Origin of the sequence: Saccharibacillus kuerlensis DSM 22868 (genome assembly GCF_000378145.1) — a bacterium.
Taxonomy (GTDB): Bacteria; Bacillota; Bacilli; order Paenibacillales; family Paenibacillaceae; genus Saccharibacillus; species Saccharibacillus kuerlensis.
The window spans coordinates 1-26,509 of the sequence record NZ_KB899296.1; the positions used below are offsets into that span (position 1 = coordinate 1).

20 protein-coding genes and 1 riboswitch are annotated in these 26,509 nt (G+C 53.3%); of the genes, 19 read left to right on the forward strand and 1 reads right to left on the reverse strand.

The window, feature by feature from the left end; genetic code table 11:
• The 18 genes from F456_RS24885 to purD form a co-directional block, all read left to right on the forward strand.
• Positions 1-1,430 (forward strand): right-handed parallel beta-helix repeat-containing protein (locus F456_RS24885; protein ID WP_244878760.1); only part of this gene is annotated, 1,430 nt, incomplete at its 5' end.
• Between the two features lie 343 nt (positions 1,431-1,773).
• The gene (locus F456_RS23730) at positions 1,774-2,601 is read left to right on the forward strand and encodes an RNA polymerase sigma factor (RefSeq protein ID WP_018978111.1); all 828 of its coding nucleotides are present in this window, start codon (positions 1,774-1,776) and stop codon (positions 2,599-2,601) included.
• Between the two features lie 48 nt (positions 2,602-2,649).
• Positions 2,650-3,243, forward strand: a complete 594-nt coding sequence (gene clpP / locus F456_RS0116270; RefSeq protein ID WP_018978112.1) for an ATP-dependent Clp endopeptidase proteolytic subunit ClpP — start codon at positions 2,650-2,652, stop codon at positions 3,241-3,243.
• Between the two features lie 299 nt (positions 3,244-3,542).
• Positions 3,543-4,742: a GNAT family N-acetyltransferase gene (locus F456_RS0116280; protein WP_018978113.1), complete on the forward strand. Its 1,200-nt coding sequence runs from the start codon at positions 3,543-3,545 to the stop codon at positions 4,740-4,742.
• A gap of 486 nt (positions 4,743-5,228) precedes the next feature.
• Complete coding sequence (locus F456_RS0116285; RefSeq protein ID WP_018978114.1) at positions 5,229-5,525, forward strand: DUF1294 domain-containing protein; 297 nt, start codon at positions 5,229-5,231, stop codon at positions 5,523-5,525.
• Between the two features lie 154 nt (positions 5,526-5,679).
• Positions 5,680-6,114, forward strand: coding sequence for a universal stress protein (locus tag F456_RS0116290; protein ID WP_026293929.1), 435 nt, complete (start codon positions 5,680-5,682; stop codon positions 6,112-6,114).
• A 359-nt stretch (positions 6,115-6,473) separates the two neighbouring features.
• A riboswitch (purine riboswitch) is annotated at positions 6,474-6,575 on the forward strand.
• Between the two features lie 270 nt (positions 6,576-6,845).
• Positions 6,846-7,328, forward strand: a complete 483-nt coding sequence (gene purE / locus F456_RS0116295; RefSeq protein ID WP_018978116.1) for a 5-(carboxyamino)imidazole ribonucleotide mutase — start codon at positions 6,846-6,848, stop codon at positions 7,326-7,328.
• Entirely contained in the window at positions 7,325-8,608 is a 1,284-nt protein-coding gene (purK, locus tag F456_RS0116300) for a 5-(carboxyamino)imidazole ribonucleotide synthase (RefSeq protein ID WP_018978117.1), read from the forward strand. Before purE ends, purK begins: the two co-directional genes overlap by 4 nt.
• A 902-nt stretch (positions 8,609-9,510) precedes the next feature.
• Positions 9,511-10,809, forward strand: a complete 1,299-nt coding sequence (gene purB / locus F456_RS0116305) for an adenylosuccinate lyase (protein WP_018978118.1) — start codon at positions 9,511-9,513, stop codon at positions 10,807-10,809.
• A 145-nt stretch (positions 10,810-10,954) separates the two neighbouring features.
• Positions 10,955-11,860, forward strand: coding sequence for a phosphoribosylaminoimidazolesuccinocarboxamide synthase (locus F456_RS0116310; RefSeq protein WP_018978119.1), 906 nt, complete (start codon positions 10,955-10,957; stop codon positions 11,858-11,860).
• A gap of 226 nt (positions 11,861-12,086) precedes the next feature.
• On the forward strand, positions 12,087-12,329 hold the full coding sequence (gene purS, locus F456_RS0116315) for a phosphoribosylformylglycinamidine synthase subunit PurS (RefSeq protein ID WP_018978120.1): 243 nt from the start codon (positions 12,087-12,089) through the stop codon (positions 12,327-12,329).
• Positions 12,330-12,333: 4 nt separating this feature from the next.
• Positions 12,334-13,023 carry a phosphoribosylformylglycinamidine synthase subunit PurQ gene (purQ, locus tag F456_RS0116320; RefSeq protein WP_018978121.1) on the forward strand — a complete coding sequence of 230 codons (690 nt, stop codon included), beginning with the start codon at positions 12,334-12,336 and terminating at the stop codon, positions 13,021-13,023.
• Positions 13,001-15,262: a phosphoribosylformylglycinamidine synthase subunit PurL gene (gene purL, locus F456_RS0116325; protein ID WP_018978122.1), complete on the forward strand. Its 2,262-nt coding sequence runs from the start codon at positions 13,001-13,003 to the stop codon at positions 15,260-15,262. Before purQ ends, purL begins: the two co-directional genes overlap by 23 nt.
• Positions 15,247-16,722 carry an amidophosphoribosyltransferase gene (purF, locus tag F456_RS0116330; protein WP_018978123.1) on the forward strand — a complete coding sequence of 492 codons (1,476 nt, stop codon included), beginning with the start codon at positions 15,247-15,249 and terminating at the stop codon, positions 16,720-16,722. The genes purL and purF overlap by 16 nt, the downstream gene beginning before the upstream one ends.
• An 855-nt stretch (positions 16,723-17,577) precedes the next feature.
• Complete coding sequence (purM, locus tag F456_RS0116340; RefSeq protein WP_018978125.1) at positions 17,578-18,618, forward strand: phosphoribosylformylglycinamidine cyclo-ligase; 1,041 nt, start codon at positions 17,578-17,580, stop codon at positions 18,616-18,618.
• A gap of 428 nt (positions 18,619-19,046) precedes the next feature.
• A complete protein-coding gene (gene purN, locus F456_RS0116345; RefSeq protein WP_373290955.1) occupies positions 19,047-19,697 on the forward strand; it encodes a phosphoribosylglycinamide formyltransferase in 651 nt (216 codons plus the stop codon).
• A 198-nt stretch (positions 19,698-19,895) separates the two neighbouring features.
• Entirely contained in the window at positions 19,896-21,443 is a 1,548-nt protein-coding gene (purH, locus tag F456_RS0116350; RefSeq protein WP_018978127.1) for a bifunctional phosphoribosylaminoimidazolecarboxamide formyltransferase/IMP cyclohydrolase, read from the forward strand.
• A gap of 362 nt (positions 21,444-21,805) precedes the next feature.
• Entirely contained in the window at positions 21,806-23,077 is a 1,272-nt protein-coding gene (purD, locus tag F456_RS0116355) for a phosphoribosylamine--glycine ligase (RefSeq protein ID WP_026293932.1), read from the forward strand.
• Positions 23,078-23,923: 846 nt separating this feature from the next.
• Here purD and F456_RS0116360 read toward each other — a convergent pair.
• Positions 23,924-24,823 (reverse strand): AraC family transcriptional regulator, encoded by a 900-nt coding sequence (locus tag F456_RS0116360; protein WP_018978129.1) that lies wholly within the window; start codon positions 24,821-24,823, stop codon positions 23,924-23,926.
• A 306-nt stretch (positions 24,824-25,129) separates the two neighbouring features.
• Here F456_RS0116360 and ilvA point away from each other — a divergent pair, with 306 nt between their 5' ends.
• Positions 25,130-26,419: a threonine ammonia-lyase IlvA gene (gene ilvA, locus F456_RS0116365; RefSeq protein ID WP_018978130.1), complete on the forward strand. Its 1,290-nt coding sequence runs from the start codon at positions 25,130-25,132 to the stop codon at positions 26,417-26,419.
• The last annotated feature ends 90 nt before the right edge of the window (positions 26,420-26,509 follow it).

The window sequence follows — 26,509 nt, forward strand, 5'->3', positions numbered from 1 at the left end:
TTTTAAATAAAAAAGGTGATACCGTATCCGACCAAACGTTGTGGAATCCGACAGTGACTTTTACTGCCGCTAGCATCACGCCAACACCGGAACCAACACCAACGCCGGAACCAGCACCAACACCGGAACCAGCACCAACGCCGGAACCAACACCAACACCAACGCCGGAACCAGCACCAACACCGGAACCAGCACCAACGCCGGAACCAACACCAACGCCGGAACCAGCACCAACACCGGAACCAGCACCAACGCCGGAACCAGCACCAACACCGGAACCAGCACCAACGCCGGAACCGACACCAGCACCGGAACCAGCACCAACACCGGAACCAGCACCAACGCCGGAACCAGCACCGACACCAGCACCAGCACCAACACCGGAACCAACGCCAGCACCGGTACCAGATGCGAATGCACTTTCGGTCACCAGCTTCGGCGCTGTGGCAAATGATGGCCAAGATGATTTGAGCGCTTTCCAGGCAGCAGCTAAAGCAGCGAAATCCCAAGGCAAGACGCTGACAATTCCAGAAGGCGAGTTCACATTGAGCAGCATTTTTGTTATCGACAGCATCAAGGTAGTGGGCGCAGGCAGGTCGTCGACCGTACTGATGTCTACAAATCCGGAAAAAGGTTCAATCGATCTTAAAGGCGACAAGGTTGAAATTCGAAACTTTAAACACCAATACCAAACGACCGTACCTAGAGGTAACGGCGCTCATGAGAAAAACAGCATTACGGTACGCAGTGCAAGCAACTTCGTAATCGATAATATTCATGTCAGCAAGTCCAGCACAGCAGGTATTATGATGGCATACGGTTCGAATAATGGGGTCGTTACCAACAACTTGGTTGAAAACACAGGAGCAGACGGCATTCATATGACGACTCAAAGTCATCACATTTCAGTTGAAAACAATACAGTGATGGGTGTAGGCGACGATGGTGTCGCAGTAGTCAGCTACGGAACAAGCCCGACACCTGTCAACAACATTGTTATTCGCGGCAACGACATTGGAAACTTCTCCAAAGCTCGCGGAATTTCGGTAGTAGGCGGTATGGACGTTTTGATTGAAAATAATAAGATAGCCGATACGATGATGGCCGGTATCTATATTTCAGTCGAAGGTTCGTACAACACATTGAACGTAGACCGCATTAACGTCAACAATAATACGATTCATCACACAGGCATTCAATCACCACAAAACCACCCGAACGTGCTCGTTTACGCTTCGCAGGGTACGATCGACAATGTCGTGTTCTACGGAAACGTCATTACGGATGGTGCGCATCGTGGTATCGGAGTATGGGGCGACGCCACAATCAAAAATGTTACCTTTGAGCGTAACACTTTGGTCAACACAAATGGCGCAGCAACAACCTTCAAAAACGGGATCATCAAACTCATCGATAACATCGGCTTTTAATAGATCTTCAAATGAGTTATCCTCATTAATCTGAAGTCTATCGATCATCATCCAATCTTCTCTCACAAAGATTCGATTTCGCAGGAACCAGCTCGCAACTGGTTCCTGTTTTTTTATGCCGATATCCCGTTATTCAAGGTTATATGCTGCGCCATTGCGGATCAACATTTGTTTGTTTAAAATCTCTATGTATAGTTATAACCTCATAACAGAGGAGTGAAACACAACTTTTAAAAAAACAAAGAATAAGTTAAAAAGTTTTAAATATAGTATAACAGAGTATCGTTTGAATCCGCTAATCCGTTTAAGCTGATGAATCCGACAGAAAGGAGGAGACGAATAAATGAAGATGAAGCTTGGCGAGCGGGAATTTGGCATAGAGGAACAATCAACCGACGGTAATGCGTATCTTATAGAGAGCCGCAGTAAGTTTATGAAATTGATTGGAGAACATAATGAAGCATTGAGTAAATACTGTCGCTTTCTGACTGGTTTCAGAGAAGATGGAGAAGATCTGCTGCAGGAAACCTGGCTCAAAGCATGGTCCGCGTTCTGCAAAGACGGTCATACATGGAATCGTACCTATTTACGGAACATAGCGTATCATGCCTGGATTGATCGGATACGAAAAGGACGGGAGAGAACCAGGCTCAACATTGGATTCGATAGCGAAGGCGATAACGGAATTGAAAAGGCTGCTGCCGACTCATGCGATCCGCTGAAATTATGGTCTGCGGCGGAACGTTTGGTGAATGTTCTAACACCAGAGCAGCGCACCATATATCTCCTGATGGAATACTTGCGGTTTACTGCAGCGGAAACGTCAGAGCTGCTGGGTACAACGGAGGGCGGAGTCAAGGCTTCCCTGCACCGAGCCAGAAGAAAGCTCGACAGATACCGGAAAGCGGAAAATGAAGGGCCGAGCAGTATGGAAAAGAATCGGATCGAAGACGAGCAAACGATCTTCGCTTATATGGAGGCGATCCGTCTTCAAGATGTACGGGCACTGCTTATCCTTCGAAATGGAGGCAGCGGTGAAGAGGCGGCTCTTGCAATCCGCTGCACATCGACAGCCCAGCCTGATCGGTCGGTACAATCTTTGCTCAAGCCGGACTTGTACCGCAGCAGCCGAACATGCTTCTCTCAGATACGTCTCCGCCAGGCGGCCTGACAACGGTCGTGATGTCGCGGATTCAATCTTTCCAAGGAGGGACAGCGGATGAGCACATTTATTCCTTATGTCGTGGAGCAAACCGGCCGCGGCGAAAGATCTTACGATATTTACTCCAGATTGCTGAAGGACCGGATTGTTTTTCTGGGCTCTGCGATCGATGACCAGATTGCCAACAGCATTACCGCGCAGCTGCTGCTGCTGGAAGCCGAGGATCCTGAGAAAGACATTCACTTTTATATTAACAGTCCTGGTGGAGTCACTACGGCAGGCTTTGCGATTTACGACGCTATGCGTCACGTTAAGCCGGATGTGCATACAATCTGCACGGGTATGGCGGCATCTTTTGCAGCGATTCTGCTGCTGGCCGGAGCTCCGGGCAAGCGCTGCGCGCTGCCAAATAGCGAGATTATGATCCATCAGCCGCATGGCGGCGCACAAGGTCAGGCCAGTGACATTGCGATCAGTGCCAAACGGATCATTCGAACTCGAGAACGCTTGAACGAAATTGCCGCCGCGCATACGGGACAGCCTATCGAGCGGATTGCAAAAGATATGGATCGGGATTACTTCATGTCTGCGGAGGAAGCTTTGAACTACGGTGTAGTGGACCGGATCATCGACCACTCCAAACGTCTTTGAAGGAAGAAAGCAGAAACGCAAAAACGGAAAGAACTAGAAATGAAAATAGAAAGAAATAGAAGTAAAAGCGACGAAGACAACGACACTGGGAACAACTTGTTACCAAGGAACGACTATGAAAGTATCAATAGAAGTATCATAGAAGCAGCGATAGAATCGATAATAGAAATATTCTAAAGATCCGCCATATGGTAGGGGGATCTTTTTTTGCGGAAAGAAGTACAGTCTCTCGCAGGAATTCGGCTCTTCGGTGGAGAAGCATCAGATGAACCCAATGACCGAAGGAGGCAAGAAAGCCAATGGAAATCAAGCGGCTGACCGATCAGGACTTTGATGCGAATATTGAGTTGGCGGAATACGCGTTTTTATACAAATTGAGCGCGGAGCAAAAAGAGGAGCGGCGAACCCGATTTGCCGACGAACCGGTTTGGGGCGTATTCGAGAATGGCGAGCTGTGTGCAAAGTTGGCACTGCTTCCTCTTGAAGTCTACATACACGGACAGCAGATTAAGATGGGCGGAATCGCCGGAGTTTCTACTTGGCCGGAGAAGAGGCGGCAGGGCATGGTATCCCGGCTTCTTCGCCGCGCGCTTGAAGAGATGAAGGAACAGGGACAGCTGCTCTCGTATCTGCATCCGTTTTCCGTTGCCTTTTACCGTAAATACGGTTGGGAATTGTTTACTGAAAACAAAAACATTTCGATTCCCGTCGATAAGCTTCCCGCCCGTAAAAACGTACCGGGACGCGTTGTACGTGAAGTTCGCGACATCGACGTGCTAAAGTCCATCTACGACCGTGCCGTTGTGCGTTATAACGGAGCAATGGCGCGAAGCGGCAGTTGGTGGAAGAATCGAATCATGAACGACATTTCGTATACAGCCGTTTATTATAACGAAGCTGGTGAAGCGGAAGCTTATGTCCTGTATGAAATCGAAAACCGACTATGGATCACCGAAGAAATCTTTTGGCTGAATGAGACGGCCCGGCAGGGTCTATGGGATTTTATTATTAACCACGATTCCAAGCTCAAAGAAGTACAGCTCAAACTGCCAGTCGATGATCCAATGCCGCTTCTTCTTTCCAATCCGATGGTCAAGCAGGAGATCGAACCGTATTTTATGGGCCGGATCGTAGATGCAGCAGAATTTATCAAAGCTTATCCATTTGCCCAAATCGGATCTTCTTCCCGTTTCGCTCTGCGAATTGAAGACCGTGATGCTCCATGGAATGAAGGAACATGGATCTGGACCGTTTCTCCGGAAGGGGAAGGGAAACTGGAAGCCGTGAAGCAAAATGATGAATCAAATTCGGAAGGGATAGAGCAGCTCGGTGATCAAGAGATCTCTGTGCCAATCGGAATCCTGACCTCGATGCTGCTTGGCTACCGCCGACCTTCCGATCTTCAGCGCTTTGGTCTGCTGAATACTTCCGAAGTACTCGCAGAACAGCTGGATGCGCTTATTCCGACCCGTACACCTTACCTGCCCGACTACTTCTGAACAGCTTACTCACATATAAGGGATAACTCGTGAAAAAAACGCAATTTCAAAAGTTACCCACATGTGCATAACTTAAAAACCAAGCAAACCGCAGCCTGTTCTCTGCGGTTTTTTGCTATCTCTGATCAGTCCAATTGTTAATGCACAGAAACAGCCTTAAAGATTCGGATTACGCGTAAGTGCCTGTCGCCGAACACACTGAAAAGTCAAGTAGTGGACTATCTTAGACTTACAAACCCGGAACGAGCGCAGCAGACACATACTGTATAGCAGACTGGAATCGAAATTGAAGGGTGTATCCGGATTAGTGCAAAACATTTGAAGACTGACCTTAGTTCAGGTCCTAAGAAAGCGGACTTGACGATATAGGCGGAGCGGTATGATTCGTATTATAATAGCGGGAGATCGGCTCTGCTGCGAGGTGAAATAGTATCGCTGCAGCTTGAACATTTGTTCCACAGCGGATTTCGGATATGGGGGATAAGAATGACGGTTACAATTCCGATGATCGATCTCGTATTGGCGGGATTTCTGATTGTACTGAATATTGCTGCTTACATAGTTATGGCGTCGGACAAGCGGCGGACGAAAAAGGGCAGACGCAGAGTGCCGGAGCGTACGCTGTTCACCTGGGCATTCGTGGGCGGCGCGCTTGGAATCTGGGCGGCGATGCGGAAAAAGCGTCACAAGACGCAGCATGCTTCATTCCGCTTCGGTGTTCCTGCGCTGCTGCTGTTCAATATCGCCATATATAGCGGTTTATTTTATTTAATCAACCGTTAGAAATCTTTACTAAAGAAGGAAAAGCAAGCAAGGAAGTTTGATTCTCCTTTTCGAAAGGGTAATAAGGAATGTAAACGGATATCCGGCTTCAGATTTGAATGCGCAAGGAACCGGATGGAGTCCGAATTCGAAAAGAAGAAAGAGGTGCTTGATGATGCTGTTTTCCAAAATTCTCGTAGCCTATGACGGTTCCAAAGCGTCCAACAAGGCGCTTGATCGGGCAATCGCGCTGACGAAAGCTTCGCCGGATGCCCAGCTGGAAGTGCTGCATATTTACGATTACCCGCGTTTCTTCGTGGGTGACGGAATTGCACCTGTACCGGGCAGTGTGAACAAGGAGTTCTTTGACTTGGCCGAACAGACGGTGGAAGAAGCACGCCGCCGCGTCAATGAGGCAGGCATCAACGCACGGATTGAAATGCGGCAGGGTGCTCCGGCTGTATTAATCTTGGAGTATGCAAAGGAGCTGGGTGTCGATCTAATTATCATTGGCAGCCGCGGACTTGGTGCAATTCGCGAATTCGTGCTCGGCAGCGTCAGTCACAACGTGGTACAGCAGGCTCAAATTCCTGTGCTGGTTGTGAAGTAAGAGCTACAGGTTAAAAGCAATAAAGTAATAGTAGTAAAGTGATAATAATAGAAGAAAAGAGTCAGAAAAGAACGGATAAGAGAAAATCAGCAGGGAAAACAAGAGAAAAGGTTCGGAAAACGCACTGCGTTTTTCGGGCCTTTTTTGTAGAAAAAGGAAAAAGAAGCAATTCCCAATATTTGATGAACATACACCGATTTGACCGAAGATCGGACACATTTCTCAGCTTCTCGCTTGCCTGCCGTTTAAAAACGAACATTTAGATTTTACATTTTTGAAATGTTCGGTTTTAATTTGACATGACGTGTACGGAATTGTTAAACTGGAACTGAAGTCGGGCGCGTGTAAACCGTGTCCCGAAGACGAATTGAATAGTGAGCCGTATAAAGCCGGGGATAGGGCCCGGCAGTATCTACCCGGGAACCGTAAAATTCCGGACTACGGAATAAACGACGGGCCATCGCGGTAGTCGGCTGTGAAGCCGGCATCTCGAGAGTTCCGGCGCCGACTTGGTCGGCAGTCCGGTTCTGCCCTGCTTTCTCGAACGAGAATCCATTCTTCGCCGGCTTGTGCCGGGCAGATGCGTATTTTCGTCTTTGCACGCCTGCTCCGGCAGGTTGTGGGAATAGTGAGGGTGCCCCGTTTTTCCGAGTTCGGATTCCCGAAAGATCGTAAAGATTTTGCGGAATACCGGACTTTTTTTATATAAAAAGATCAATGGAGGGTGGATCATGTCTTTGCAGGTAGCGGTCATTATGGGCAGCACATCCGACTGGGAAACGATGCAGCATGCTTGTCAGATTCTCGAAGAACTCGAAATTCCGTATGAGAAGAAGGTCGTTTCGGCTCATCGTACGCCTGATTTGATGTTCGAATACGCAGAGAAAGCGCGTGAGCGCGGCTTCAAGGTCATTATTGCGGGTGCAGGAGGCGCAGCCCACCTGCCAGGTATGGTCGCAGCCAAGACGCCGCTTCCGGTGATCGGCGTGCCGGTTCAATCGGCTGCGCTCAACGGGTTGGATTCGCTGCTCTCGATTGTACAGATGCCGGGAGGCATTCCGGTGGCAACAGTTGCAATCGGTAAAGCCGGCGCAGTTAACGCCGGCCTTCTGGCGGCGCAGATTGTCGGTGTTTCTGACGATGCGGTGTTGGACCGCGTTGCAGCCCGCCGGGCGAGAATTGAGCGCGAAGTGCTGGAGGCGGAGCTTCCATGACGGGAGACAAAAGCGGAATGGCGGCGGAGGAAACGATGCGGACAAACGGGAACGCGGAACACTCGAAAGCCGGAGACATACCGGCCGGACAAACGGTGAACGCAGGCCGGAAGGCGCGTATCATCGCGCCGGGCGCATCGATCGGCGTGCTTGGAGGCGGCCAATTGGGCCGCATGATGGCGCTGGCCGGAGCGCCGCTCGGTTACCGCTTCGTGGCGCTGGACCCGGCGCCTGAAGCGCCCTGCGGTCAGGTGGCGGCGCAGATTGTTGCCGCCTATAGTGACAAGGACGCGGCAGCGGAACTGGCTGAGCGGACGGATGTGATCACATACGAGTTCGAGAATGTGGATGCGGAAGTGGCCGCTCTGCTCGAGGAGCGGTCGTACGTGCCGCAGGGCAGCCGGCTGCTGTACACGACGCAGCATCGGCTGCGCGAGAAGGCGGCACTGGAAGCGGCGGGAGCGACGGTCGCTCCTTATGCGGCCATTGGGAGCGAAGCGGAGCTGGATGAGGCTGTAAAGCGTCTGGGCACACCGTGCGTACTGAAAACGGCGACCGGAGGCTACGATGGCAAAGGCCAGTTCGTCATCCGTAACGGCAGCGAAGTGGCATTGGCTTATGCGGAACTGTCTGTAACTGGAGCGGAATTGGTGCTGGAACAGTTCATATCGTTCCGGTGCGAAATTTCGGTAATCGCGGCACGCAGCTCGATGGGCGAGACAAGCACATTCCCGCCGGCAGAAAATATTCATCGCGGCGGCATCCTGCACGCTTCGATCGTTCCAGCCCGTGTTCCTGCGGATGTGCTTGCCGAAGCGGAGCGGCTGGCAGCGAGAATTGCCGAGTCGTTTGGCGCAGTCGGGCTGCTTGCCGTCGAAATGTTCTACGGCGAAGACGGTCGGTTGTATGTGAACGAAGTAGCGCCGAGACCGCACAATTCGGGGCACTATACGATGGAAGCTTGTGCAACTTCGCAGTTCGAGCAGCATGTGCGGGCAATCTGCGGTCTGCCGCTCGGCAGTCCCGAGCTGCGGACACCGGTCGTTATGGTCAACGTGCTGGGTGAACATCTGGATGGTGTAACAAAGCTAATGCTGTCTCCAGACAGCGTGGGAGTCGAACCGACCGAAACGGCTGCCGCGATTCGGCCGAAGTTCCATCTGTACGGCAAAGACGAAGCCAAGACCGGGCGCAAGATGGGGCATATCAATCTGCTCTGCGGCGATACGGCGGATGCGCTGGCTTGGATCGACCGTACAGGCCTCTGGCCGGTGGAGTAACGATTTTTGGTGCTGTGGTTAGCTGTGACGAAAGTGTCGGCGTCGTGACCGAAGCGAGAGTCGCTCGACCGTGACCGAAGTCAGGAGCGGGTGGGCATGAAGTGCCGGTGTCGGCGTTGAAGACATTGACCGCAAAGTATTAGCATCAGCCGCCGGCAGCTATCTGTTGTATTCATCAGGCGGATGATATGCGTAAGCTGCACTTTTTACAACAATAATGAGAGTTAGGCGGAGATTGAAAAGGCAAAGTTGTAGAATATACAACATTTTGACTTGGCTTCGGCAGAATTCATGCTTTTTCAGCCGTAATGTTGTAAAAAGTACAACTTCGGCCAAGATAAGACCTGTTTTTGGTCAAAATGTTGCAGTTTTTGCAACTTGGCTTGATATGGATTAAGCGCCTGGCCATGCAGTTAGCTGAGCCATGTGCCATGCAGTTAGCGGAACCATGTGCCATGCAGTTAGCGGAACCGTGTGCCATGCAGTTAGCTGAGCCACGTGCCATGCAGTTAGCTGAGCCACGTGCCATGCAGTTAGCTGAGCCATGTGCCATGCAGTTAGCGGAGCCATGTGCCATGCAGTTAGCGGAACCGTGTGCCATGCAGTTTGCTGAGCCACGTGCCATGCAGTTAGCTGAGCCACGTGCCATGCAGTTAGCTGAGCCACGTGCCATGCAGTTAGCTGAGCCGTGTGCCATGCAGTTAGCTGAGCCACGTGCGATGGTGTTAGCTGAACCACGCGCCATGCGGTTAGTTGAACCATGTGCCTGTGCCACGCCGCTGCCGCTCGCCACACCACGTGACTATTGGAGTCAGTCCCGTCTAGCCCGCATTCCCTATATAATGAAAGAAGGCTCGCCCAGCGGCGGACCTCAAACTTTACCCTTGGAGGCCATACCCCTTATGATCGAACGTTACAGCAGACCGGAAATGCGCAGTATTTGGAGCGAAGAAAACAAATTCAAAGCATGGTTGGAAGTCGAAATTTGCGCTTGCGAAGCCTGGGTTGAACTCGGCGTAATCCCGCAGGAAGACGTCAAATTGATCCGCGAAAAAGCGACTTTCGATATCGACCGAATCTACGAGATCGAGCAGGAAACGCGTCACGACGTGATCGCGTTTACCCGTGCGGTATCCGAAAGCCTTGGCGACGAGCGCAAATGGGTGCATTACGGCCTGACTTCGACGGACGTTGTCGATACGGCGCTCGGTTACCTGCTGCTGCAGGCTAACCAGATTCTTGAACAGGATATCCTGAATTTTATCGAAATTTTGAAAGATAAAGCGATCGCCTACAAGAGCACTCCAATGATGGGCCGTACTCACGGCGTACACGCGGAGCCGACTACATTCGGTCTGAAAATGGCACTGTGGCACGAAGAGATGAAGCGCAACCTGGAGCGTTTCCGCCATGCGGCAGACGGCGTACAGTACGGCAAAATGTCCGGCGCGGTCGGCACATATGCCAATATCGATCCCCGCGTCGAAGAGATTGTCTGCGCGAAGCTTGGCACGAAAGCGGCGCCGATCTCGACCCAAACGCTGCAGCGCGACCGTCATGCGGAGTACATGGCTTCGCTCGCATTGATCGCGACATCGCTCGACAAGTTCGCAACAGAAGTGCGCGCCCTTCAGAAGAGCGAATTCCGTGAAGTGGAAGAAGCGTTTGCGAAAGGTCAAAAAGGTTCGTCGGCTATGCCGCACAAACGCAATCCGATCGGCAGCGAGAACATCTCCGGCTTGTCCCGCGTAATCCGCGGTCATATGCTGACGGCATACGAGAATGTAGGGCTTTGGCATGAACGCGATATTTCGCACTCCTCCGCAGAACGCGTGATTCTGCCGGATGCGACAATGCTGCTCAACTATATGCTGAACCGGTTCGGCAATATCATCAAGAATCTGACCGTGTTCCCGGAAAATATGAAGCGCAACATGGAACGCACTTACGGCGTGCCGTTCTCCGGCCGCATTATGACCAAGCTGATCGACTCCGGCATGAGCCGCGAGCAGGCCTATGATACTGTGCAGCCGAGAGCGATGCAGGCGTGGGAAGAACAGCGCAGCTTCAAAGAGATTGTGCTGGATAGCCCTGCAATTACCGATGTGCTGAGTGCGGAAGAGATCGAAGACGCGTTCAACCCGGCTTGGCATCTGAAGCATGTGGATACGATCTTCGCAAAACTGGGTCTGAACGAGTAGTCCGAAAACCCTGTGAACGGACCGTGCGCGCTCCTCTTCGATGCGGCACTTCAAAACGCCGGAGAGGATGCGAGCCGTGCGGATAACCGCAGGCTTCGGCAGCCGCAGAATCATCGCTAGCATTTCATTGTAAAGGGGGAGAATTATGTTCGTATCTTCGCAGGCTCTGTCCACTGCCGAACATTTGGTGGACGCGCCGCTGCTGTATAAAGGAAAAGTACGCGAGCTGTACGATCTCGGCGAGCATTATCTGATCGTCGTGACCGACCGTATTTCCGCATTTGATTATGTGCTTGATCCCGCTATTCCGTTCAAAGGCGATGTACTGAACAGCCTGAGTGCTTATTGGTTCGAACAAACAGCCGATCTGCTGGAAAACCATGTGGTTCATACCGATGTCCTGAAGCTTGGAGCGATCATTAAAGACCCCAAACTGCTTAAGAACCGCATTATGGTGACACGCAAAGCGGCACGGATCGATATCGAATGCGTCGTGCGCGGGTATATTACCGGCGGCGGCTGGCGGCAGTATCAGTCGGATGGCAGTATCAATGGCATTCCGCTGCCGGAAGGTCTGCGCAAGAATGCAGCATTCCCGGAACCTCTGTTCACTCCTGCGGCCAAAAATGATGTCGGTCACGACGAAGACATTTCTTTTGCCAAGATGGAAGAACTTGTTGGAGCCGACTTGGCTGCCGAGCTGCGGGACAAAAGCCTTGCGCTTTATGATTTCGCCCTTAAACGCTGCGCCGAAAAAGGTATCATTCTCGCCGACTGCAAATTCGAGTTCGGTAGAGTCGACGGCAAAATCATTCTGATCGACGAGATTTTCACGCCGGATTCTTCCCGCTTCTGGGCAGAAGACAAGTATGCGCTCGATATCGAGATCGACAGTATGGACAAAGAGCCGGTTCGCCATTACTTGTCCAGCACGGATTGGGACAAGAACAGTGCACCGGACCCGCTTCCTGCACATGTCGTTGAAGAAACGTCCAAACGCTATCTCAGCATTTACGAGCGGCTGACCGGCGAAAGCCTGATGGGTCTTTAAAAGCTGAAGCCGCCCGAGAGACATATTCGTTCTTTCAGGTAGGCGTCCCGCATCACTCGTCAGTGTCGGCAAATTAATCCCTGCACTATCGTTCAAGCGTGTCCCGTATGGGACGAAAGCGGCTCGCCGTCTAACTCACCACTATAAAAACGGCCAACTCCCCGCCTCCACTAGCCTTTTATAAGGAAGAAAGAGAGTCGGGAGGGCCTCATTCAGGAGGATATCCATGAAAGCCAAAGTCTACGTCACCATCAAGCAAAGCGTACTCGATCCGCAGGGGGTTGCCGTTCAAGGCGCACTGCACTCGCTCGGTTTCAATGAAGTGGAAAGCCTGCGTATCGGCAAATATATGGAGCTCGAGCTGGGCGACGTGAACAAGGAAGAGGCCGAAGGACGCGTAAAATCGATGTGTGAAAAGCTGCTCGCAAACACTGTCGTTGAAGACTACCGCTACGAACTGGAGGGTTAATCGCATGAAATTTGCAGTTCTCGTGTTTCCCGGTTCCAACTGCGACATCGACTGCTATAAAGCGGTGGAAAGCGTGCTCGGCGAACCTGTCGATTACGTGTGGCATACCGCAACCGACCTGTCCCCTTACGACTGCATTCTCGTACCTGGTGGATTCTCGTATGGCGATTATCTGCGCTGCGGCGCGATCTCGCGTTTTGCTCCCGTCATGAACGAGGTGGCAAAAGCGGCTGAAGAAGGCAAGTTCGTTCTCGGCATCTGCAACGGTTTCCAGATCCTGACCGAAGCCGGACTGCTCCCTGGCGCGCTGCGCCGCAATATGTCCATGAAGTTTGCCTGCCGCGATACGGTATTGAAGGTGGAGAACAACCAGACGCCGTTCACCCGCGATTACGAAGCTGGCGAAGAGATCATCATTCCGATCGCGCACGGCGAAGGCAACTATTACTGCGACGAAGAGACGCTTGAAGAACTGCGGGCCAATGGTCAGATCGCGTTCCGCTATAAGAGCAATCCGAACGGTTCGGTCGACGATATCGCAGGCGTTACGAACAAACAGGGCAACGTACTCGGCATGATGCCTCACCCGGAACGCGCTGTAAATGAGATTCTCGGTACAGTAGACGGCAAGAAGATGTTCACATCGATTATAAACGCTTGGAGGGAACAACATGACGCAGCAAATGTCCGTTAAGGAACCGACGGCGGAGCAAATCGCGGATCAGCAAATTTACAAACAGATGGGTGTATCGGACAGCGAGTTCGAGCTCATCTGCGGTTTTCTCGGCCGTAAACCGAACTACACGGAAATCGGCGTTTTTAGCGTCATGTGGTCGGAGCACTGTGCGTACAAAAACTCGAAGCCGCTGCTGAGAAAATTCCCGGTAACCGGACCTCGCGTCCTGATGGGACCGGGCGAAGGCGCGGGCATCGTCGATATCGGTGACAACCAAGCGGTCGTATTCAAGATCGAGAGCCATAACCACCCTTCGGCAGTCGAGCCTTTCCAGGGCGCGGCAACCGGTGTGGGCGGCATCATCCGCGACATTTTCTCGATGGGCGCACGCCCGATTGCAACACTGAACTCGCTGCGCTTTGGGCGTCTTGAAAGCGACCGCGTCAAATATCTGTTCGAGCACGTGGTCAGCGGCATCGCTGGATACGGCAACTGCATCGGTATCCCGACGGTAGGCGGCGAAGTGGTCTTCGATGAAAGCTACGAAGGTAACCCGCTCGTTAACGCGATGTGCGTCGGCCTGATCGATCACGACAAGATTCAGCGCGGCGTAGCAAAAGGCATCGGCAACCCGGTGTTCTACGTTGGCCCTCCGACGGGACGCGACGGCATTCACGGGGCGACATTCGCATCGGAAGAACTGACGGAAGATTCGCAGGAGCGCAAAACGGCGGTTCAGGTCGGCGATCCGTTCATGGAAAAGCTGGTCATGGAATCGTGCCTGGAGCTGATCAACAGCGGCATCGTCATTGGTATTCAGGACATGGGCGCAGCGGGTCTGACCTGCTCCAGTGCGGAAATGGCGAGCAAAGCGGGCAACGGCCTGGAGCTGTATCTCGACCAAGTGCCGCAGCGCGAAGAAGGAATGACGGCGTACGAAATGATGCTGTCGGAATCCCAGGAGCGCATGCTGTTCGTCGTCGAACCAAAGGATGAAGCGCAGGCGATGGAAATCTTCGAACGCTGGGGCGTGATCTGCGCGAAGGTTGGTAAAGTAACGGATACCGGACGCCTGCAGCTGCTGCATCACGGCGAAATCGTCGGCGATATGCCGGTGCACGCACTGGTCGACGAATGCCCGATCTACAACAAGCCATCGAGCGTACCATCTTATTACGAGAAGAACGCTGCAGTTGATACGACAGCTTACAACGAAGTGACGGATCTGGGCGGTGCTCTGAAAAAGGTTCTCGGTTCTCCAAGTGTGGCAAGCAAAGCATGGGTCTACGAGCAGTATGATTACATGGTACGTACAAACACGGCGGTGCGTCCGGGTTCGGATGCGGCAGTCGTAACGATTGACGGTACGCGCAAAGCGCTGGCGATGACAACGGATTGCAGCGGACGCTTCGTCTACCTCGATCCTGAAGTAGGCGGACGCATCGCGGTCAGCGAAGCGGCGCGCAATATCGTCTGCTCCGGCGCGGAGCCGCTGGCGATTACGGACAACCTGAACTTCGGCAGCCCGGAGAAGCCGGAAATCTTCTGGCAGATGGAAAAAGCGGTCGATGGCATGGCGGAAGCGTGCCGCGAGCTGGATACACCGGTTATCGGAGGCAACGTCAGCCTATACAACGAAAACGCCAAAGGTTCGATCTACCCGACGCCTGTTGTCGGCATGGTCGGTCTGGTGCATGATGTGGATCATATTACGACGCAGCACTTTAAAGGCGAAGGCGATATTCTGATCCTGACGGGCGTGACCAAAGCTGAGCTGGGCGGTTCCGAGTTTCAGCAGGTGGTACACGGCGTAACGGAAGGACGTCCTCCGCAGCTTGATCTGGCGGTGGAGAAGAAGCTGCTGAGCGGCGTGCTTGAAGCCATCCAGAGCGGACTCGTACGTTCGGCGCACGATCTGTCCGACGGTGGTCTGGCAGTTGCATTGGCGGAAAGCTGCATCGGCGGCGGGTTCGGCGCGCAGGTAAGCCTGCACACGGGCGAGATCGGCGAAGAAGGACTGCGTCCAGACTTTGCACTGTTCAGCGAAAGCCAGTCGCGTATTCTGCTGTCGGCGACGCCTGAAAATGCGGACGCGCTGCTGAGCGGACTGAAGGCGCATGGTGTACCTGCGGTGAAGATCGGACGCGTGTCCGGACTGCAGCTGCATATTACGGTAGATGGCAAGGAAGTTATGAGCGAAGAAGTACACACACTCAAACAGGTCTGGGAGGATGCGATTCCATGTCTGATGAAGTAAAGCAGCCGTTGTGGACCGGGGACTACTACAACGAGGGAGCGGGTCATATTGACCCGTTCGACACCCTGCGCGAAGAATGCGGCGTATTCGGAGTCTATGGACATCCGGACGCTGCGTCCCTGTCCTACTACGGCCTGCATGCACTTCAGCACCGGGGAGAGGAAAGCGCGGGGATTTGTGTCAGCAACACGGTAAACTTCAATTATCATCGCGGTTTGGGTCTTGTTAAGGAAGTATTCGACAAAGATACGCTCGCCGGACTTCAAGGAAGCCATTCCATTGGGCATGTACGTTATTCGACGAGCGGAGGCGGCGGTCTGACCAACGCTCAGCCGCTTGTGTTCAAATACAAGGGCGGCGATCTCGCCGTCGCAACAAACGGCAATATCGTCAACGCGCCGCAGATCCGGCGTGAGCTGGAGATGAGCGGTTCGATCTTCCAGACGACGAGCGACACGGAAGTCGTCGCGCATCTGATCGCCCGTTCGGAGAAAGACTTTGTCGAAGCGGCAAAAGACGCGATGAACCGGATGGTCGGCGGCTATGCATTTATGCTGCTGACTCACGACAAACTTCTTGTTGCCTGCGATCCGAACGGTCTGCGTCCGCTGACGATGGGCCGTCTCGGCGACGCGTATATTTTCACTTCGGAGACGTGTGCGCTCGAAGTCATCGGCGCAGAAATTGTCCGCGATGTTCGTCCCGGAGAAATGCTCGTTCTGGATCAAGACGGCCTGCGCGAAGACCGCTTCGCGGAAGTGCAGCGCAAGGCGCTCTGTGCGATGGAGTATATTTACTTCGCACGCCCAGACAGCGATATGAACGGCTCGAACCTGCACTCCGCCCGCAAGCGGATGGGCAGTGTGCTGGCACGGGAGCAGTTCGTCGATGCCGATATCATCACCGGCGTGCCGGATTCCAGTATCTCGGCTGCGATTGGCTATGCCGAGCAGACGGGAATTCCGTACGAACTCGGATTGATCAAGAACAAGTATACCGGCCGGACGTTTATCCAGCCGAGCCAGGAACTGCGCGAGCAGGGCGTTAAGATGAAGCTCAGCGCGGTTCGCCGCGTTGTCGACGGCAAGCGTGTCGTCATGATCGACGATTCGATTGTACGCGGGACCACATCCCGGCGAATCGTTAACCTGCTGCGCGAAGCGGGAGCGACGGAAGTGCATGTATGCATTACGTCGCCGCCTTTTAAAAACCCGTGCTTCTACGGTATCGATACACCGGACAGCCGCGAACTGATCGCGTCTTCCCGTACGGTCGAAGAGATTCGTGAAGAGATTGGAGCGGACTCGCTGGCGTTCCTCAGCTACGAAGGATTGATCGAAGCGGTGGACGGAGACGATCGGGATTCCTACAAGGGCGGCATGTGTATGGCCTGCTTCGACAACGATTATCCGACGCAGGTGGATTTTGGTGGGGAAGAGAAATTCGGCTGCGGCTGCTAAGGAGTCTGTTGCTGCTACGTGCTTGAAGCGCTTCGGGTGGAGGGGCCTTCGATCGCTGTTTCAATCCGATTCCTTTTATTGAAGTAAAACATTTCAGAGGTGGGAATCGGATTTCAAAGGCGAACTGTAGCGTATGCTTCCGATGCAGCTTTCCTAAGGAAAGCTTTTAGCTTCTCCGGCTCTCTCCACCCTCCGCTTACTGCGGCGCACCTTCAACCGTTCCCGCCCCCAATTTTGGGTAGAGAGTAGGACTGCTTTTTCTCCTTTGGGAAAAAGCGGGTAAGGTGAAGAGTTTGAGCTCAGCTTTGCCGAAGCCGGGTTAGGAGCAGGTAAGGCGAAGAGCATGGCTCAGCTTTGCCGAAGCCGGTTAAGGGCTGGAAGAGATGGGCTTGGCCTTGCCATGCCGAAGCCGGGAGGTTTGAAATAGGGCTGGTGTTCAGGCAGCAGGTATTCGAGGATATTAGCGGATATCGGCGGGGTATGTATGCTGCAGTTTCTGCAATATTTTCGTGTGCAAAAGGCAGATTGAAGCGATGAAAGTGTATTTTATACAACAATTTTAGTGGGAACAGGCTGAATTAAGCGGGGATGCAGCATTTATGTTGTATTTCTTGCAGTATTTGCTCGTAATCCTTGTTAGATCGGCTCAATATGTTGTAAAATCTGCAGCTTCACCCGCTTCACCCGCTTCACCCGCTTCACCCGCTTCACCCGCTTCACCCGCTTCACCCGCTTCACCCGCTTCACCCGCTTTCACAGCAGTTACAGCTCCTATTGCCGTAGCCCTCAACTACGCCGCTGTGCTGCTTTCATTATTTTAGAAGAAACCATTTTAATATAAAGGATGTGTCGGTTGTGTCTGAAGCCTACAAAAACGCCGGAGTCGATATCGCGGCAGGCAACGAAGCGGTCGAACGGATGAAGAAGCACGTCAAGAAAACGTTCCGTAAGGAAGTCATGACGGATCTGGGCGGGTTCGGTGCCTTGTTCGGACTGAACAAAGATGCTTATGAAGAGCCGGTGCTCGTCTCCGGAACGGACGGCGTCGGCACGAAGCTCAAAATCGCGTTCGCGATGGACAAGCACGACACGATCGGCATCGATGCGGTTGCCATGTGTGTAAACGATATTATCGTACAGGGCGCGGAGCCGCTGTTTTTCCTTGACTATCTGGCGACGGGCAAAGTCGTGCCAGAGAAGATCGAAGATATCGTCGCAGGCATCGCGGACGGCTGTCTGCAGGCTGGATGCGCACTGATCGGCGGCGAAACGGCGGAGATGCCGGATATGTACAGCGAAGGCGAATACGACATCGCGGGCTTCACGGTCGGCGTAGTCGACAAAAAGAAGATTATCAGCGGTCAGTCGATCTCGGCAGGTGACGCGGTGATCGGTCTCGCTTCGAGCGGCGTGCACAGCAACGGCTTCTCGCTCGTGCGGAAACTGCTGTTGGAGCAGCACAGCTACAAGCTGACGGACGAAGTGGAGGAGCTTGGTGGAACGCTGGGCGCGACACTGCTGGAACCGACCAAGATCTATGTGAAGCCGCTGCTGCAGCTGCTGAAGTCGGTCGAAGTCAAAGGCATGGCGCACATTACGGGCGGCGGCTTTATCGAGAACATTCCGCGGATGCTGCCGGAAGGCGTGAACGTGGAAATTGAGCACGGTACATGGCCGGTGCTGCCGATCTTCAAGCTGATGCAGTCCAAAGGCAGCATCTCGGACAGCGACATGTACACGACATTCAACATGGGCATTGGGCTTGTACTCGTTGTAGCCGAGGCCGATAAGGAAGAAACGCTGCGCCAACTGAAAGAAGCCGGCGAAGAAGCTTATCTGATCGGCACTGTAACGGAAGGCGAGAAAGTCGTGACGTTTAAAGGAAATGCGCAATGAGTCGGGGCGGAGAAGAAATTCATACGGGAAAAGACAGGACTGTCATTGAACCGATGAATCATGCGGAAGAGGACGGAGTTGTCATCGAATCGTTGGACCATATAGAGGAAAACACAGAGCCGACGGATCGTGCAGCAGAAGACGCAGCTGTCACTGAGTCGATGAGTTTTGTCGGAAGTTCCTCTCCGGATGCTTCTGACGAGCAGGTGCCGCAGAAGCCGGGGCCAATGCCTTCGCTGCCGGACGAACCGGCTCCGGTTGTCCCGACAGCTCCTCCTGCCGAGCCGCAGCCGGTGACCCCGAACACGGAGCCTGTACCGCAGCCGCTCGTTACCGAGCCGGACGGCGGTCTTTCCGTAGGCCGTGTCGATGTCGGAGGAACCGACTCCGGCGACCTGCTGGAGCTGGAAGATGATCCTGCCGCGCAGCTGCTCGGTCTGGAAGAGGCGCTCCCGGAAGGTGAAGGCCCGGATCGTCCCTATCGCATTGCAGTATTCGCCTCTGGCACGGGCAGCAATTTCCAAGCGCTGCTGGATGCTTCGCGTGCCGGCAGACTTGGTGCCCAGATTGCGCTGCTCGTCTGCGACAAGCCGCAGGCGAAAGCCGTAGAGCGAGCCAAGGCTGCGGGTGTGCCGGTTTTCGCTTTCACGCCGAAAGAGTACGACTCGCGAGAAGCTTACGAACGCATTATTCTTAGCGAACTGGAACGTGCGAAGATCGATCTGATCGTGCTGGCCGGCTATATGCGTTTGATTACGAGCGTACTTGTCGAACCTTACGAAGGCCGAATGATCAATATTCATCCTTCACTGCTTCCGGCTTTTCCCGGCAAAGATGCGCCTCTCCAAGCTATCGAACATGGTGTACGGGTTAGCGGTGTAACGGTGCATTTTGTCGATGGAGGCATGGATACAGGTCCTATTATCGCCCAGCGTGCAGTTGAAGTTATGCAAGAAGACACGGCGATCGAACTGCAGGCGCGTATTCAGGACATGGAGCGGTTGCTGTATCCGGAAGTCGTCTCTTGGTTTGCGGCTGGCCGGGTGAAGCTGGAAGGACGCAGGGTTATCCTTTTTTGATATTGGAAAGCTGCTTTCGGACGCTTCATGTTGCCGAGCGAGCATAGCGAATGAACCTATTGAATGAACGTATTGAACGAAGAACGTATTGAACGAACATATCGAATAAACGCATTGAATGCACGCAATGAATGAATATACCGAATGAATGTATCGAGTGATCATCCTATTCCACCATTCTAAGGAGGACTTTTCATCGTGAGTATCAAAAGAGCGCTGGTCAGCGTATCGGACAAAACAGGCATCGTAGACTTCTGCCGTGAGCTATCACAGCTTGGTGTAGAGATTGTATCGACAGGCGGAACGAAAAACCTGCTGGCGCAGGAAGGCGTACCGGTGATCGGGATCTCCGACGTTACAGGTTTCCCGGAAATTTTGGACGGACGTGTCAAAACGCTGCATCCCGCCGTACATAGCGGTCTGCTCGCCGTACGCGATAGCGAAGAGCATCAAAAGCAGATGGAAGAGCTGGGCCTCGGCTACATCGATCTAGTCGTCGTAAACCTGTACCCGTTCCAGGAAACGATCGCCAAACCGGACGTAGCTTATGAAGATGCGATCGAAAACATTGATATCGGTGGTCCGACCATGCTGCGTTCCGCTGCGAAAAACCATGCGTTCGTGAGCGTAGTGGTCGACGCGGCGGATTACGGCAAAGTCATCGAGGAAGTTCGCGCAGACGGAGACACCACACTCGATACCCGTAAAAAGCTTGCAGCCAAAGTCTTCCGCCACACTGCATCTTACGACGCGCTGATCGCCGATTACCTGGCCAAGCAGACAGGCGACCCGCTGCCAGAGCGTTACACAGTCACTTACGAGAAAATTCAGGACCTCCGCTATGGAGAAAATCCGCATCAGAGCGCTGCTTTTTACCGTGCGCCGCTGGCGCCGAACGGTACACTGACGACTGCGGAACAGCTGCACGGCAAAGAGCTGTCCTATAACAATATCAACGATGCCAACGCGGCACTGCAGATCGTCAAGGAATTCGAAGAGCCGGCTGTTGTAGCGGTCAAGCATATGAATCCTTGCGGCGTAGGCGTAGGCGCAGCAATCGCGGAAGCTTACAACAAAGCCTATAACGCTGATCCGGTGTCCATCTTTGGCGGTATTGTTGCGGCGAACCGTACGATTGACGCTGAGACGGCACAGCCGCTGAGCGAGATCTTCCTGGAAATCGTGCTGGCTCCGGACTTTACGCCGGAAGCGCTCGAGATTCTGACGAAGAAAAAGAATATCCGCCTGCTCAAAATGGGCGAGCTGACTTCGTCGAAAGATCGTTCGTCCGTCCATGTCGTGACGTCGATTGAAGGCGGCATGGTCGTACAGGACAGCGACGTTCATTCTCTTGGCGAAAGCGACCTGAAAGTCGTAACCAAGCGTCAGCCGACGGAAGACGAAATGAAGCAGCTGCTGTTCGGATGGAAAGTTGTGAAGCATGTGAAGTCGAACGCGATCGTATTGGCGGCGGACAACATGACGGTAGGCGTTGGCGCGGGCCAGATGAACCGGGTTGGTTCGGCCAAAATTGCGATCGAGCAGGCCGGCGACAAAGCGAAAGGCTCTATCCTCGCATCCGATGCGTTCTTCCCGATGGGAGACACGGTTGAGCTGGCGGCAAGCCACGGCATTACGGCGATCATCCAACCGGGCGGCTCGATCAAGGACGAAGAGTCGATCAAAGCGGCCGACGAAGCGGGTATCGCGATGATCTTCACCGGCGTGCGCCACTTTAAGCACTAAGAGTCCAACAGAGCGAGCACACGAGAAGCAAATGGGAACGCAAGAAGCAGGACAGAACGAAGTGCAGGCTGAGTACGAAATCTTCATTTCTGTCATCGCTGGGTCTGTTTCTGGTTGGTCTGTTTCTAGTTGGTTTGCTTCTACTCGCTGGCCTGTTTCTAATAGAAAGAACTCGTCATGGGCAGGCAATAACAGCAATCGAATCGACGCGCGGCGCGCCGGAGAAACGGATTCTGCGGATAGGCGGACCGTTCCCGGAGCGGCGCGCGTTTTCTTTTTCATGTGAATCGATCGGTATTGGGGAAAGAGACATATCAGTGTTGGAAAAAGGAACACACAAGAGAGTGAAAGGGGCAGTTCTGATGGATATTCTGGTTGTGGGAGGCGGCGGCCGCGAGCATGCAATCTGCCAATCGCTGTCGCAGTCGCAGCGAGCCGGGAAAATTTACTGTGCGCCGGGCAATGCGGGCATCGCAAATGTAGCGGAGTGCGTGGATATCGGCGTATTCGACTTTGATGCGCTGACCGCGTTTGCGCTGGAGAAAGGGGTCGGCCTAGCCGTAATCGGCCCGGATGACCCATTGGCCGGAGGCATCGTGGATGCGTTCGAAGCAAAAGGCATTCCGGTTTTTGGCCCGCGCAAAAATGCGGCAGAGATTGAAGGCAGCAAAGCCTTTATGAAAGATCTGCTCAAAAAGTATGACATCCCGACAGCCGCCTACGAGACGTTCGACGACTACGAAACGGCGCTGGCTTACCTGCGGACACAGGGAGCGCCGATTGTGGTCAAGACCGATGGACTGGCCGCAGGCAAAGGCGTAACGGTCGCCCAGACGCTCGAAGAAGCGGAAAAGGCACTGCACGACGCCATGATCGGCGGTACGTTCGGTACGGCAGGGAGCACAGTCGTGATCGAAGAGTTCATGATGGGACAGGAGATGTCGATTCTGGCATTCGTGGACGGCGAGACGGTACGTGCAATGCCTGCGGCACAGGATCATAAGCCAGTCTACGACGGCGACAGAGGACCAAACACCGGCGGCATGGGCACGTATTCGCCGCTGCCGCATATCGATCCCGCGATTATCGAGCGTGCAGTTGAGGAGATCGTTAAGCCGACGGCGCGCGCGATGGTCAGCGAGGGCCGGCCGTTTACAGGCGTTCTGTTCGCCGGTCTGATGATCGAAGACGACGGCACGCCGCGCACGGTCGAGTTCAACGCACGCTTCGGCGATCCGGAGACGCAGGTCGTACTGCCGCGTCTGAAGAGCGATCTGCTGGAGATCTTCCTCGCCGCTGTGAACGGCACGCTGGCAGATGTGGAAATTGAATGGAGTGACGAGGCGGCTGTCTGCGTTGTACTCGCTTCCGAAGGATACCCGGCTTCGTATCCGAAAGGCCGGGTCATTACCGGCATCGCGGAAGCCGAAGAAGGCGGCGGTCTGGTGTTCCATGCGGGAACAGCACGTAATGACGCCGGCGAGCTGGTGACGGCAGGAGGCCGTGTACTCGGCGTTGTCGGACGCGGTACCGGCATTGCCGAAGCTCGAGATGCCGCCTATGCGGCGGCAGAACTCATTGCGTTCGAAGGCGCGCATATGCGCAGCGATATTGCGGCGAAGGCGTTGACTTAGCGCGGATAATATAATGTAGCGCGGGTGGGGCATGACGTAACGCAGATGGCATTGAGGCCGCGCAGGTAGGCAGATACAGCGTTGATAAAGCTCGGAATGTGACTTAGTTGGCGCAGCACTTTGCAAGTCGGCATCGCCACCTGCTGCCGCTCTACTCTCTAGCGCTGACAGTATCAACAATATCGATGATAGTGACAGCACTAACAGCACTAACAGCACTAACAGCACTAACAGCACTAACAGCACTAACAGCACTAACAGCACCGACAGCTCTAACGAACCTCAGTCACTCTATTTAGCTGATTTAGTCGATTTTCTTGCTCTAACGAATCATGAGAACGTTATTTGATGATTCCGTGCGATTTTAGAGAAGAAATCTAAGAATAGCGTTGTGGTGATTCGTTAGATTTTCAAAACAGACAAAATGAACTGATTAGCGTGATAAGGATTCGTTAGAATGTTCGGGACAGGCAGCGAGCGTACAGTTGAGGCGGATCTGTACGGTTTATAAGAATACACGTACACGGTGCTTTTGGCTTGATTCGGGTTTAAACAGTCTTTTATAGGCTATGGATTGCATATAACAGCGAAGCCCGGACCGATAAAGGTCCGGGCTTCGCTGTAACTCGGCGGCATAATGTCGATTCTTGGCTGATGCTTGCACAGCCTACGGCTGACGCTTCAGAACCAACGTTTTACGCAGTTGGTTCATGCGAGACAGCATGCCGTGGCCCTGAATGTTACACAGCTTGCTCTTGCATAAGAGCATCTCACAGCTTTCATGTCACACAGCTTGCTCTTGTGCCTGAGTAGGCAGCTGCTCGCTGCTGGACTCACTACTGTCTTTTATTCCGCTTTCTTCTCTATCGGAACGTACAGATCCATCTGCAAATCCCTATCTCCGCTGCTGCGTTCGTCATACAGCTCGAAGTCCACGCCGCCTGTGGAATAGGCGTAGCCCGAACTCGGGAACCACTCATTATAGACGTAAGTGGTCATACCTTGGATTGCGCTGCTGAAAGCCCCCTCCGCTCGGTCGGCTTTGGGCGAGGTAAATACGGCGTAGGTCGAAGCTGGAATAATCGCTTGGTGTACGCCTTCAGGAACGTTATCAAAGGTTTCGACTTCGAAGCCGATCACGTACAGGAAATGATCAGGCTTATCAGGAAGCATAATGCAGGCGCCGTACTCTGCGTTGTGGAGGGGTTTGACCTGCTCATACAGCTTCCGTCCCCACTGCTCTTCGATGTAACGGTTCCAGAAAGCGGGGATTTCCGTGAAATTTTCGCCATGCATTCGGGTTTCCAGGGCATAGCCTACCAGCTTGAATTCGGGTCTGATTACAATCGTCGGTCTCATCATCATTCCTCCGGTCATGTTATAGTTGGAGAGCTTTGCAAGGTCCACCCGCTCGGGAACACGGCCGGTGGCATGGATGCGATACTGCTCGGGAGTCAGCCCGTATGTTTTTCGAAAAGCCTTGGTAAAGCCCGCATGCGTTTCAAAACCATAATCGAGGGCAATATCCAACAGGGTGCGGCCGCTGGTCAGATCCGCTGCCGCGTAGGCAAGTCGGCGCCGGCGAATGTAGTCCATAACGGGCAGCCCAGTTCGAGACTGGAATACTTTGTAGAAGTGATACAGCGAAAAACCGGCCAGCGCAGCCAGTTCCTCGGCCGTCAACGGCTCTTTGAGATGATCCTCGATATGGTCCAGCGTGCGCTGGATGCAGGTCGTATAGTCCATGTTTTGTTCCCTCCCGATCGGTGATTTCATCTTAACAGAACGAAAAAGCGAACGCTTGTCCGTTTTTGCGGTTTTCGATAGATCTTGGGACACTCCAATAGAGACTGAGATCATCGCTTGCCGGACACATGAACGCAGATGGATTTGGTGCCCTGCATCGATAGGTGAACGTTGGAGAACCGGCAGTGGGAGGACGCTTCTTTTCGGCGCAATGCTTGAATTTTATCCGAAATCGCGTTACCTTTAAGTTTAATTCAAATATAGCCGTTATATAGATAAGACGAAATCAGGAGCGAGGAGAACGACATGAAAACCGAACCTACTGCACAAGTGGACGATATGAATAACAGCGGTATTGTAACAATGGAAGACATCGTACGGGCTCATCACCGGCTGCGCGAAGCGATTGTGCGTACGCCGCTGCATCGTGATGCGACTCTATCGGCCAAATATGATTGTGATGTGTATCTGAAGCGCGAAGATCAACAAGTAGTCCGCTCGTTCAAGATTCGCGGCTCTTATAACAAGATTCGCAGTCTTAGCGCAGAGCAGTGCGAACGCGGCATCGTCTGCGCCAGCGCAGGCAATCATGCTCAAGGCGTAGCTTTTTCCTGTCATGCGCTCGGCATTCACGGGAAAATCTATATGCCGAGTACGACACCGAACCAAAAAGTGAAGATGGTGCGCAAATTCGGCGGTCAGAGTGTTGAAGTCATTTTGATTGGTGATACCTTCGACGATGCCTACGAAGAAGCAATGAAAGTGTGCACGGAGCAGGGACTGACATTTATTCATCCTTTTGACGATCCGATGATTATTGCGGGTAACGGCACCGTCGGCATGGAGATCATGGAAAGCCTGGAACAGCCGGCCGATTATGTATTTGTGACAATTGGCGGAGGGGGCCTGGCGGCCGGAGTGGCCCAGTATATCAAAACGATGAGTCCGTCCACACGTCTGATCGGAGTCGAACCTCTTGGCGCCGCTTCGATGAGCGAGGCGATGGCGCGCGGCGGCGTGGTGACGCTTGATACAATCGATAAATTTGTAGATGGCGCAGCCGTGAAGAGAGTCGGGCAGCAGACCTATGAGATTTGCAAAAAGATGCTCGACGAAGTGGTCAAAGTGCCGGAAGGCAAAGTCTGCACAACGATTCTTGATCTGTACAACGAAAATGCGATCGTGGCCGAACCGGCCGGAGCGATTTCGGTCGCTTCGCTTGATCTGTACCGCGATGAGATTAAAGGCAAAACGGTCGTCTGCATCATCAGCGGCGGCAACAACGATATCGACCGAATGCAGGAGATCAAGGAACGCTCGCTTATTTTCGAAGGGCTGAAGCATTACTTCCTGATCAACTTCCCGCAGAGAGCAGGAGCACTGCGCGAATTTCTGGAGAAAACGCTCGGTCCCGACGACGATATCGCGCGTTTCGAATATACGAAGAAGAGCGATAAAGAGAACGGTCCGGCATTGGTCGGAATCGAACTCACAGCGAGGGAAGATTACGAGCCGCTGATCGCCCGCATGGACGCGCACGGCATTAACTATACCGAGCTGAACCGTGATCCGAGTCTGTTTAGTTTGTTGATCTAAAAAAGAGAGTAGAAATAAAAAGCAAAAAGGCATGCGCAGCGGAGTAAACTCCGAGACGCATGCCTTTTTTTGAAATCGACCGCAGTGAGC